At 37.1% G+C, this 11,771-nt stretch carries 11 protein-coding genes; 1 reads left to right on the top strand and 10 read right to left on the bottom strand.

Translation table 11 applies throughout. The features are described from left to right. Positions 1 to 494: 494 nt before the first annotated feature. The 6 genes from ACNSTQ_RS21530 to ACNSTQ_RS21505 all read right to left on the bottom strand — a co-directional run bounded on the left by ACNSTQ_RS21530 (position 495) and on the right by ACNSTQ_RS21505 (position 5,495). On the bottom strand, positions 495 to 776 hold the full coding sequence (locus ACNSTQ_RS21530; RefSeq protein ID WP_418201810.1) for a hypothetical protein: 282 nt from the start codon (positions 774 to 776) through the stop codon (positions 495 to 497). 117 nt (positions 777 to 893) lie between these two features. Then, positions 894 to 1,790: an AEC family transporter gene (locus ACNSTQ_RS21525; protein ID WP_418201809.1), complete on the bottom strand. Its 897-nt coding sequence runs from the start codon at positions 1,788 to 1,790 to the stop codon at positions 894 to 896. Positions 1,791 to 2,085: 295 nt separating this feature from the next. Continuing rightward, complete coding sequence (locus tag ACNSTQ_RS21520) at positions 2,086 to 2,352, bottom strand: HPr family phosphocarrier protein (protein WP_418201808.1); 267 nt, start codon at positions 2,350 to 2,352, stop codon at positions 2,086 to 2,088. A gap of 23 nt (positions 2,353 to 2,375) precedes the next feature. Beyond that, positions 2,376 to 3,650, bottom strand: coding sequence for a TRAP transporter large permease (locus ACNSTQ_RS21515; protein WP_418201807.1), 1,275 nt, complete (start codon positions 3,648 to 3,650; stop codon positions 2,376 to 2,378). A 12-nt stretch (positions 3,651 to 3,662) separates the two neighbouring features. Then, positions 3,663 to 4,229 carry a TRAP transporter small permease gene (locus tag ACNSTQ_RS21510; RefSeq protein ID WP_418201806.1) on the bottom strand — a complete coding sequence of 189 codons (567 nt, stop codon included), beginning with the start codon at positions 4,227 to 4,229 and terminating at the stop codon, positions 3,663 to 3,665. 204 nt (positions 4,230 to 4,433) lie between these two features. Beyond that, positions 4,434 to 5,495 (bottom strand): TRAP transporter substrate-binding protein, encoded by a 1,062-nt coding sequence (locus ACNSTQ_RS21505; protein WP_418201805.1) that lies wholly within the window; start codon positions 5,493 to 5,495, stop codon positions 4,434 to 4,436. Between the two features lie 279 nt (positions 5,496 to 5,774). Between ACNSTQ_RS21505 and ACNSTQ_RS21500 the strand changes: the two genes are divergently transcribed. After that, positions 5,775 to 7,304, top strand: coding sequence for a gluconokinase (locus ACNSTQ_RS21500; RefSeq protein ID WP_418201804.1), 1,530 nt, complete (start codon positions 5,775 to 5,777; stop codon positions 7,302 to 7,304). A 164-nt stretch (positions 7,305 to 7,468) separates the two neighbouring features. Here the strand turns inward: ACNSTQ_RS21500 and ACNSTQ_RS21495 are convergent, their stop codons facing one another. The 4 genes from ACNSTQ_RS21495 to ACNSTQ_RS21480 all read right to left on the bottom strand — a co-directional run bounded on the left by ACNSTQ_RS21495 (position 7,469) and on the right by ACNSTQ_RS21480 (position 11,769). Further along, positions 7,469 to 8,107, bottom strand: coding sequence for a bifunctional 4-hydroxy-2-oxoglutarate aldolase/2-dehydro-3-deoxy-phosphogluconate aldolase (locus tag ACNSTQ_RS21495; RefSeq protein WP_418201803.1), 639 nt, complete (start codon positions 8,105 to 8,107; stop codon positions 7,469 to 7,471). Positions 8,108 to 8,123: 16 nt separating this feature from the next. Continuing rightward, the gene (locus ACNSTQ_RS21490; protein ID WP_418201802.1) at positions 8,124 to 9,077 is read right to left on the bottom strand and encodes a sugar kinase; all 954 of its coding nucleotides are present in this window, start codon (positions 9,075 to 9,077) and stop codon (positions 8,124 to 8,126) included. A 162-nt stretch (positions 9,078 to 9,239) separates the two neighbouring features. Beyond that, positions 9,240 to 10,832: a response regulator gene (locus ACNSTQ_RS21485; protein WP_418201801.1), complete on the bottom strand. Its 1,593-nt coding sequence runs from the start codon at positions 10,830 to 10,832 to the stop codon at positions 9,240 to 9,242. Between the two features lie 76 nt (positions 10,833 to 10,908). Next, positions 10,909 to 11,769 (bottom strand): CheR family methyltransferase, encoded by an 861-nt coding sequence (locus tag ACNSTQ_RS21480; RefSeq protein ID WP_418201800.1) that lies wholly within the window; start codon positions 11,767 to 11,769, stop codon positions 10,909 to 10,911. Positions 11,770 to 11,771: the final 2 nt, after the last annotated feature.

Raw genomic sequence — 11,771 nt, 5'->3', positions numbered from 1 at the left:
CTCTCCATAAAAGTGTTTGATATAGCTCACTTCCACAGGATGTGGTGGCTTCGATGTTGCAACAGGACGTTGCGTTCTTAATCGAAGTTCATTCATCACTGTGACGTTTTAAAACATTGACGAGATACCATGTATCTCATTTATTTCGCTTGGCTTTTTGTTCAGTTTTCAAAGAACTTTTTCGTCGTGGTTAGCGACAAGAATTATATTATACCATGCTATCAACATTTGATCAACAACTTTTTTGGGTAATCTGTTTTATCCCTTGAATTAGTTGTTTTGTTGAAGCGACAAATATTAATATAACAAATTTATTAATTAATAGCAATACCTTTTCAGTAATAAATTTTATTAACATCAAAACTCTCGTTTATTATAGAAAGAATTTGGACATAGACACAATAATAGAATGTAAAAAATAGAATAAACACAATTTACCTTACAGCTATTTTCTTATGCTTAGACAGGATATTAACCTAGAGTACCTTCTGTGTTTATTTCTTATTTTCATCTTCAAGTTCTACTTTCTTTCCCCCGACAGATAGATAGGAATATACTTCTGCATCTTCCTTTATTTTTTGCAAACCTTTAAGATATGGCTTAACTAAATCCCTGAAGTCTTCATAAACACCTTCATTTTCTAACTGTCCATACACATATATCTTCTTTTCATCAATAATATAAGCTAAATACCCCACTGCTTTTTCATCACGATCAACAATATTCAATACTTGTGCATCTTCTTTACTTAATTCAGGTGAAAAATAGATATCCATTATTGTTCCTCCAAACATGTTTTCATTTAAAAAGTCTGTTAAAATCCAGACACTAAAAAAACAACTTAGTCTCAATTGTAAGTGTAACCATTCCTCAATAAACTCCCTTGCAAAAGACTACTGTAATAAGCCTAATAACAACGTAATGGTCAAAATACTAAATAAAGTCGTCACTAGAGTTATACTAGAAACAAGCTTAGGCTCAGAATCAAATTGAACCGCATACATTACGATCGTCGCTGCAGATGGCATAGCTGCTGAAACGATAAGAACCTTTGTTAGGAGAGGGTCAATAGGTAAAATCAATGTGATCGCATAAGCAATTAACGGGGACAGTATTAACCGGACGACAGTACCATATGTTATTTTTCCCCATTCAAAATTACCTAACTCAATCAAGGCAAGTTGCATTCCTAAGATAATCATTACGGTAGGAACAGTTGCTTCAGCTATAATATGAACGGTTGCCATCAAGTTATTAGGAACCGGCACATTCAATGCTTTAGCTAGTAGGGCAATAATCACCGCATAAGTTGCCGGCATTAAAAAAACAGCCTTCATTGCAATTTTTATCCCTTCATTTCCTCTTGCTGCATAATAAACCCCAAAGAAATTCATAACGATGGCTTGTAGTACTAAAAAAGTAACTGAATAATCAAACCCTGCTTCACCATAAGCAAACAAAATAATTGGAGCCCCGTAATTACCAGAATTCATAAAGGCAGTAGAAAGGATCAGTCCTCCTTCTGTTGACTGAGGGTATTTCATTAAAAATGAATACACTTTATTAATAAGAATTAAAGAAAATAAAAGTAAAACAGAAAAGATTACCATATAAAAATACTGTAAATCTAGCTCTGCTGTATAAAACGTTCGAAAGACTAAACAAGGTGTCATAATATAAATAGCAACTTCAGAAACAGCTGCGATCTTTATTTTTCGCCACTTTTGTACTAGAAATCCAATGAGAAAGACTAGCAGAACAGGTAAAACTACTTCAAAAAATATAGTCACCTTTCTCCCCCCCCCAATCAAAACAATGGTTACCAGTACTTAATGGCTACTCCTACTTTAAAAAAGGCTGTTTTCGTAAACTTTGTTGCTATTGGACCGTTTTTTGAATATAAATCAGCCCTAATGGATAAATTCATTTATCCATCTGGCTGATTTATATTCAAAAGCTTCACGCTAAAGCGTGAAGAACCAAGCTTTCGCTGGTTACGGTCCAATAGCTAAAAGCAACATTCTCTTTAGAAAAGAACCTTAAAAAAAGAGATCGCTTCCTTCATCCGCCTCTATGCACTGCATTTTATACTTGTGTCAAATAACCGACTACGGCTTGTACAGCTTCTTCACTGTCTTTACCTACAGCTTTAACTGTAATTAAATCACCGTTTTGTAAGTTCATCGTAATTAAACCTAAAAAGCTTTTTAAATTGACTTCAATCGGATTCCCGCGTAACAATTTCCGCAAGTAAATTTCAGATTGAAATGGTTGAATTATTTTACTTAATTCAATTATTGTTCGATCCTCACTGAGGTTAATCGTAATTTCTTTAAAATTAATTTCGCTCATTTTCGTGCACCCCAATCCTCTTACTATAAATTCAGTAACATTAATGACAGTTGTGGAATGAAAATAATGATGAAAAGGGCAAAAAGCATCACTAAGAAAAACGGAATAATCGCTCGAGAAATGGCCTCAATTGATAAACCTGATATCCCTGAACCAACAAAAAGGTTTACACCTAATGGTGGTGTGATAAAACCAATAGCTAAATTAACAATCATTAGAATCCCAAAGTGGATCGGATCGTAGCCAATATTAATTGCTATTGGAAGAAGGATAGGCGTTAAAATAATAATAGCTGCCAATGTATCCATAAAACATCCAACAATTAATAACAAAATTGTAATCAATAAGATGATAACGATCGGATTTTCCGAAAAATTCAACATCGCTTGAGCCACTTGATTCGGAATTTGTTGTACCGTTAATAGCCGGCCAAATGCTGTTGCCGTTCCGACAATAATCAAAATTGTAGCTGTTGTAAGTGCAGCATCAATAAAAACTTTCGGCATATCTTTAATTTTTAGTTCACGATACAGTATCATTCCTGCAATTAAACCATATACAACTGCGATTACTGCAGCCTCAGTCGGTGTAAAAATACCGCCATAAATACCACCAAGAATAATAATCGGAACGAGTAATGCCCACTTTGCTTCCCAACTCGCCTTTAAAAAAGTCACGAATGAAAATTTATCTTCTGTTCCACGATAGCCTTTCTTTCTCGAATAATAGTAGGCATAGGCCATTAGCGCGAAACCTACGAGGAGACCAGGAATAATCCCTGCAATAAATAAACTACCAATGGAAACACCACCGACAACACCATAAATAACCATTGGGATACTTGGCGGGATAATAACACCTAATGAACCAGCTGCAGCGACAACTGCGGTTGAAAATCGTTTATCATAACCCTGTCGAACCATTGCCGGTATCATTATTCCGCCAATTGCTGCAACCGTCGCCGGTCCCGACCCAGAGATAGCCGCAAAAAACATACACGTAATAATGGTTGCAATTGCAAACCCGCCTGTTTTGTTACCCACAATGGTATTCGCCACTCGGAAAAGGCGATCGGAAACTCCACCTTTCCCCATAATTTCACCCGCTAAAATGAAAAAAGGAACGGCCATTAAAGGAAACGAATCAACGGAAGTCACGAGACCTTGTGCAAGAAATTCAACAGGTAAAGAACCGGTATATACAATTGTTACTAATGTCGCTAAACCTAGTGCAATCCCAATAGGGACGCTTAATAGTAGAAAAAGGGCAAAGCTTCCAAATAGTACACCTGCTGCCATATCAATACCCCTTTATAATTTATTCTTTCCTCTTTCAATATCTTCTTCAATATCTGGCATATCAAGTAGACGCTCTTGTTCTGTCTTCACATCAAATACTTCTTTACCTAGTAACGATTTCACTTGTTTTATCAGTTGTTGTATTAATCGTATAATTGTTAGACCCATACCAATTGGTGTCGCCATATAAACTAACCCCATTGGTAGCTGAAGGGCTGGAGACCGTTGCCCCCAGGCTAACAACCTAGAAGCAATATCGTACCCATAATAAACGACGAAAATCGCAAAACCTAAGAATAATAAGTTTGCAATGATATTTAAAATAATTTTACCTTTGTCCTTTAATAATAAGAGCATGACATCGACTTTGATGTGACGTTGTTTTTTTACCCCATAGCTAATTCCAAGATAGACTAACCAAATAAAGCTATAACGTGCCAATTCTTCAGACCAGGCAAGGGAAGCTTCCATGACATATCTCATAAAAACTTGCATTGCAATGACCACAACCATAATCATAGAGAAAATAACGAGGAACACTTCCTCAATATGCTCATTTAGCCACCTTACTACAAACACTAAGCACCCCTCACTTTTTACGTTACAATTTATAGTTATTTCTATTTGAAGAGCCTCAAAACTATATACCTTGTATTGAAATCATCATTCTATGTAAAAACAGTATCACGTTGTTAAGATATATACTTTTATGTTTCTTCGTTGAAATGATTAGAGTAAAGGGACTTGAAACCTTTATAGTCAAGTCCCTTTATTTCAAATGTACTAATCTTCTTGGGCTTCACGTATTGCTTCGTATACTTGATCAACGATATCTTTACCAATGCGTTCAGCGTATTTATCTAAAATAGGCTGAACAGTATCAACCATTTCTTGGCGCGCTTCTTCATCAATTTCAGTAAAAGTCATACCAGCTTCTTGTAGATCACCTAAGTACTGTTCATTCGCTTCACGGTTTAATTGACGTTGATGTTGGCCAGCTTCCCTAGCTGCCTCTCTCACAATTTCTTGTTCTTCCTCTGTCAGTGAGTCATAGAATGTCTTTGACATTAGGAAAACAAACGGGCTGTAAATGTGGTGCGTGTTAGAAATGTGGTCTTGAACTTCATGAAACCCTTGTAAATAAACAGTTGCTACTGGGTTTTCTTGTCCATCTACAGCACCTTGTTGCAATGCAGTAAATAATTCAGTGAATGCCATTGGTGTAGGGTTTGCACCTAATGCACGAAACGCTTCAAGGTGTAGTTCATTTTCCATCGTGCGAATCGATAACCCTTTCATATCTTCCATTGATGCTACTGCTCGACGTGCATTCGTTAAATCACGGAAACCATTTTCCCAATAAGCTAGTCCGACTAAATTTTGATCATCTAACTTATCCAACATCATTTGACCTACTTCACCATCTAAAACTTCATCGGCCACTTCATTACTAGGAAATAAAAATGGGAAGTCAAATACAGTAAACTCTTGAACAAACCCTGCAATTGGTGCAGTAGATGGAACAGTCACTTCTTGAGTACCAAGTTGCAGCGCTTCCATCATCGACCGGTCATCCCCTAATTGACCACTGTGATACGTTTCAACGACTATCGATCCATCGGTTCTTTCCTCAACTAACTCTTTAAACTTTAGTAAACCAAGATATTGAGGATGCTGATCATTTAATCCAATACCAGCACGGATCGTACGTTGTACACCAGGTGCAGCTTCACCTGCGGTCCCTTCTCCTGCATCTGGCTCAGCTGGCGCTGTACCACAAGCAACAACAACAAAAAACAGAGTGAAAATAAAAATCGTTGTGATAATTTTTTTGAAGTAACTCACCCGTAATACCTCCTGTTTTTTTCATTATGATGAACATTACATTTCATCCAGTATTAATACTAACCATTTGCTTTTTAGCTCAGAGGCTAATAAATTCTCAAATTCACTTATCTTATTTTGATTTAGGAAAGGAATATTATACATTTCTACTAAAGAAATTTAGAAATAAGATATTTCCTTTTATTACGGATACAATGATTGAAATCGCTAATATTAAGGGAGAGAAGTACTTGTCTTTTATTGGGCTCAGCTTTTTTTAACTGAAAGGACGGACGTATCGTGAATTATGTTATTGGACTAGATATTGGCACAACAAGTGCAAAAGCTGTTCTTTTTACGAAAGAAGAAGGGACAGTAAAAGCAGAAAGTGAAGTTACCTATAATGTCTATCACCCTCAACCATCATGGGTGGAACAAGATCCTGATGAAATAGAAACAGCTGCAAAGAAAGCGCTGAAAACCATAGTAGAAGCAGGAGTAACTTCCACTGATCATATTCTCGTTGTAGGAATTTCTTCAGCGATGCATTCTCTCATTTGTATGGACGAACATGGAAACGCCCTTTCACCTTCCATTACATGGGCGGATGGAAGAAGTGTTCAACAAGCAGAAGCAATCAAGTCAACAAGTGGACTGGATATCTATATGAAAACAGGAACACCGATCCATCCAATGTCACCATTGATGAAATTGATCTGGATGAAAGAAACGAATTATGCCCCTTACCATAAGGCGAGCAAGTTTATTTCAATAAAAGAGTACTTAATTAAGAAATGGTTTAATCAATATATTGTCGACTATTCCATTGCGTCTGCAACAGGAATGTTTAATGTACATACATTCGAATGGGACGAACAAGCCTTAGCGATGACTGGTATTCAAAAAGATCAGCTTTCCACACCGGTTTCTCCAACTCATGTGTTAGAAGGGCTATCAAGTAAAGTCGTAGAGGAAACTGGATTAAGGTTGGATACTAAGTTTGTCATTGGTGCAAGTGATGGACCTCTTGCTAACCTCGGGATAGGGGCAATTAATTCAGGGGATGTTGCCATTACAGTTGGCACAAGCGGAGCGATCCGGCAAATGGCTAGCAAACCTCAAACTGATGAGTTGCAGGAGATTTTCTGTTATGGTTTCACGAGAGACTCTTGGATCATGGGCGGGCCTACAAATAATGGAGGGATTGTCCTCCAGTGGTTAAAGGAGATTGTTGGTGAGCATCAAGTTTACCTAGCGCAAAAAGATGGGAAGAGTGCTTATGAACAACTTGTTCAACTTGCTAAGACAGTCAACCCTGGGGCTAACGGATTACTGTTCTTACCTTATTTAAATGGAGAGCGTGCCCCGTATTGGGACGCAAACGCTAGAGGGAGCTTTATCGGATTAACATTAGCTCATAAAAAGGAACACCTTATTCGTGCAGGAATGGAAGGTGTCATTTTTAGTTTACTAACAGTAAGTGAGGCACTTGAAAGACTTGCGGGTCCTGCTAAAAATATCTTCGCAAGCGGCGGGTTTGCACGCTCTCCCCTTTGGCTGCAAATTTTAACAGATGTGTTCGGACAAGAAGTTCACGTCCCTAAAAGTCATCAAAGTTCTGCCTGGGGTGCTGCATGGACGGGACTCGTCGGAGTAGGGGAAGAAAAATCTTTGACAGATATAAAAGAGTTTATTCCAATGGAAACATCTTATTTACCAAGCGAAGAAAATCATAAAATTTATCAAACCCTCTATCATACATTTAAAAATCTTTATATTTCTCTACAACCTCATTACAAAACGATAAGTGATTTTCAAAGACGGCATTAGAGGCATACTTGTAACTTATCAATAATAACGATAATAACGAGCGCCTAACAATAACTTTCCGTTTCTATTCTATCGGCTGCTAAAATTAGGACTGACAGGAAAATTTAAAACCACTAGGAACATTCCTAGTGGTTTCTTCAATATTCTCTCATTTTTCCTCACCTTTACACTTCTCGCGCTTTCCTGACAGCCTCTACAAATGATTTTGATTTTTGCGTTAAGTCTTCGAAATACTCGTCAGTCATTTCTTTCTTCGTGTTAACAAGAGCACTGCCTAGACCTACAGCAACTGCCCCAGTTTGAATATAGTCTCCAACATTATGTAAGTCAATCCCGCCTGTAGGCATCAGTGGAATATGCGGCAACGGTCCATGCACATCCTTTAAATAGCCCGGACCATAAATGTTAGCAGGAAAAACTTTAATTACATCCGCACCATGTTCATACGCTGTTAAAATTTCCGTTGGTGTTAATGCTCCAGGGATACTAATAACACCGTACCTTTTCGTTAAGCGAATTGTTTCTTCGTTCACAGTTGGAGAAAAAATAAATTGAGAACCGGCCAGAATTGCTGCTCGAGCCGTTTCCGGATCCAGAACTGTTCCTGCACCTACAATTAAATCTGGATATTCGGTACGAACCGACTCAATTAAAGTCATAACCTTTGGGGTCTCCACCGTTATTTCTAATGTTTGTATTCCGCCTTCATGAAGGGCTTTAGCAATATGTAAAATATTTTTAGGGTCAGCACCACGAATAATTGCCACAACCCCATTTTCTTTGATCCTATCTAAGTAACCCATAAGTGATCAACCTCCATTATCGATTGACATCATCTTTGTCTGTTTCATTTATGAATAGCTCTAAGTCACGTTTATCAGGGAGACCTTCCACATCACCGTTTACCATTGCGACCATAGCACCTACCCCGTTACCTCGTCTTACAGCATCATATAAAGAAAGTCCTTCTAACAGCCCTGACAAGAATCCACTACAAAAACCATCGCCTGAGCCAACTGGATCAATAACCTTCTTTACTGTAAAACTCGGAACAAATTCTGTCTTTTCTCTTGTAAAATATTGAGCCCCTCTTGGTCCTAACTTTAAAACACAGGTTGTTGGACCATCTTCCAAAAAGCGTTCCCCTACCTGTTGCGGATCGTCTACTCCATATAAAAATTTCCCTTCCGCAATACCAGGAAGAACGATATCACTTTCCTTTACAAACTCAATTAGTACTTGTCTCGCTTTTTCTTCAGACCATAGTGTTTTTCTTAAATTCGGATCAAAAACAACAGTTACTCGGTTTTGCTTTGCTAGATGAACAGCTTCTTTTAACATTTCATAACAACTATCACTCAAAGCCGGTGTAATTCCTGTAATATGAAGATATTTTGCTTGAGCAATATATTCTTCGTTCAAATCAATTTTAGACATTCGACTCGCAGCTGAGTTTTTACGATAGTAAAGCACCCTGACATCGTCTTCACGTCGTAATTCCTTAAAGTAAATTCCTGTCTGAGCACTTTTTTCAACTTGAACTTCACTAACATCAACACCTTCACCTCGAATAAACGAGACCATTGCTTTTCCTAATTCGTCGTCCCCTATTCGACTAATCCAGCCCGAGCGATGCCCTAACCGGGTTAACCCAATAGCTACATTCGATTCAGATCCCCCAAACTTACGAGAGTAAGTATGAGCATATCGCATCAATCCCGAAGTTTCTGGTGTAAAGAGTGCCATTGTTTCACCAATTGTCACTACATCCATACTTAGTACCTCAATCCTTTTTTAAGTTATCCCATACCAATTTAATTTCATTTCCATGATAGTTTTAACGTTCTTTAACCAATCTATGAATTTTTCTTTTTCAACTGTATGGTACACAACAACAAAAAAACATAACCCCATGGATTATGTTTTGTAGTAAAACTATATATTTGTAGTATTCTCGGGGTCTTTACATAATCGCATGCTTTGTTGAAAAGTTACGATAAACGTCGTCCCCTTTTCACTCGTATCAATTTCGATATTAGCTCGATTCCTCGCTGCAATACTGTAACATATCGCTAAACCTAGACCTGTCCCTTTATCTTTTGTAGTAAAAAAAGGTGTGCCGATATTTTTTAGTACGTCTGGTTCTATCCCTGGACCCTCATCGATAATTTTTAATATGGCTTTGTCACTTTCAACATAAGTACGAATCGTAAGTTGTCCACCTAAAGGCATCGCTTCAAGTCCATTTAAAGCAATATTTAATATAAGTTGCCTAATTTCTTTTTCGTCAATGAATAATAGAGGGCCGTCTTCTAAATCCAGATTAACATTTTTATTTCCTAACATCCCCTCGGCCTGCAACAATGGGTGTAATGCATAAATGATTCCATTTAAATTTTCAAGACGAGGATCTGTTGCTTTATCTTTTGCTAACGCCAGAAACTCTGTAATAATTCCATTTGCTCGCTCTAATTCACCAATCATTAAGTCAATATACTCGATTGGGGTAGGATATTCTTGTTGTTTTTTTGAAAGTTGTAAAAAGCCAAGTACTGTCGTCATCGGATTACGTATTTCATGAGCGATCCCAGCTGCCATTTCTCCAACTAAATTCAACCGATCTAAACGAGTAATTTCTTTTTGCATTTTTACCGACTCTGTCACATCCGTTATCACACTTATAATACAGGGCTCACCGTTGATATACACTTGTTCTGTAGAAAGTAGACCATCTCTTGTTTCTCCGTTCTTCGTAACATACGTTACTTGTTCATTGTATAATCCATCATGTAAATCTAAAGAATGTATATCATTGCTAAACTCCTCTGATGCTTCCGGTTCAATCTGCAATAAATTATCGAGTTCACCTTCTAATTCTTCTAATTCATACCCAATAACCTCAGACCATATTTTGTTTACTTGTAGATACCTTTTATCGTATAGCGACCGGATGGACATCAAGTTAGGGCTACAATGAAATATTTTCCGAAAACTTTCTTGAGAAACTTGCAATTCTTCATTTGCTAAGAGTAACTCTTTGGTTTTATCAGCGATGATCACTTCTAAGTTCAAATACTTTTGCTTTAAATCCGCGGTCTGTATTTCTAATTCATTCCGTTGTGCTTCAATCTCTTTTCTATTTCTATATAAATCAACAAACGCCTCTACCTTACTTCGTAATAAACTTGGATTAAATGGTTTAAAGATATAATCAACTGCACCCGCTGAGTACCCTTTAGAAACGTGTTCAGATGCTTTGCTTAATGCGGTAATAAAAATGATTGGAATATGCATTGAGGTTTTCCGTTGTTTAATTAATTCAGCCGTTTCAAATCCATTTAGCCCTGGCATTTGTACATCTAATAAAATTACTGCAAAATCATATTGTAAGACATATTTTAAAGCTTCTTCCCCACAGTCAGCTTTAATAAGATTATAGGAAGGTGACGCAAGAACAGCTTCTAGTGCAATAAGGTTTTCAGGTCGATCATCTACTAACAGTATATCTACTTTCTCCCCATTCACCATATCTTTATCCCTCAGTTTCCTTAGTAGTTTTATGTTCTTCGGCCATCGTGTCTAGAATTTAGGTTATGGCTAGCAGTTAGCGTTTTTTGGGAGCCCCTTTAATGTATATCTTCTCATCCCTATCGATTTCTTGATAGAAGTGTGAAGTGTCACCAGTAGTTAGTGTCTCTTTATTTCCTAAGCCTAAATAACCACCATCACTTAAACTATGATAAAAAAGTTCATAAACTCTATTTTTTAATGAAGTATTAAAATAGATTAACACGTTACGACATATGATCACATGAAATTCATTAAAGGAATGATCTGTGACTAAGTTATGGTGGGCAAATACGATATTTTTCTTAAGCATAGGTCGCAGAAGAACGAAGTCATGATGTGCTGTATAATATTCTGAAAACTCCTTACGTCCTCCAGCTTGCTGATAGTTTTTCGTATAAAGTTGCATATAGCTTAACGGTATTCTTGCTTCTCTCGCCTTTTCTAAAATGTCTTCATTCATATCAGTAGCATATATTTTTGTTTTATCAAATAATCCTTCTTCAAGTAATAAGATGGCCATAGAATATGCTTCTTCCCCCGATGAACACCCCGCATGCCATATACGAATGAACGGTAAATCACGTAAAGATGGAATAACTTTTTCTCGGAATGCTTTAAAGAAACTTGGATCACGAAACATCTCTGTCACATTTATAGATAAGTCGTTTAGAAAACATTTTAAGACGACTGGGTCATGTAGCACTTTCGATTGTAATTCAGAAATTGTTTTTAGATGTTCAGCACGGACCCGATGCCATACTCTTCGTTTTACCGAAGAGTATGCATAATTTCTAAAATCAAATCCATAATGACGATAAATACCTTCTAGTAATAATTCAATCTCTATTCTTTCCACATCTAAATCAGCGTCTTCTAGAGAAATTTCCATTGTCATTT

The organism is Alkalihalobacterium sp. APHAB7 (assembly GCF_048323755.1).
In the GTDB taxonomy this organism is placed as follows: Bacteria; Bacillota; Bacilli; order Bacillales; family Bacillaceae_F; genus Alkalihalobacterium.
Note: the sequence above shows the minus strand (reverse complement) of the source record. Positions and strands in the feature narration are given on the sequence as shown.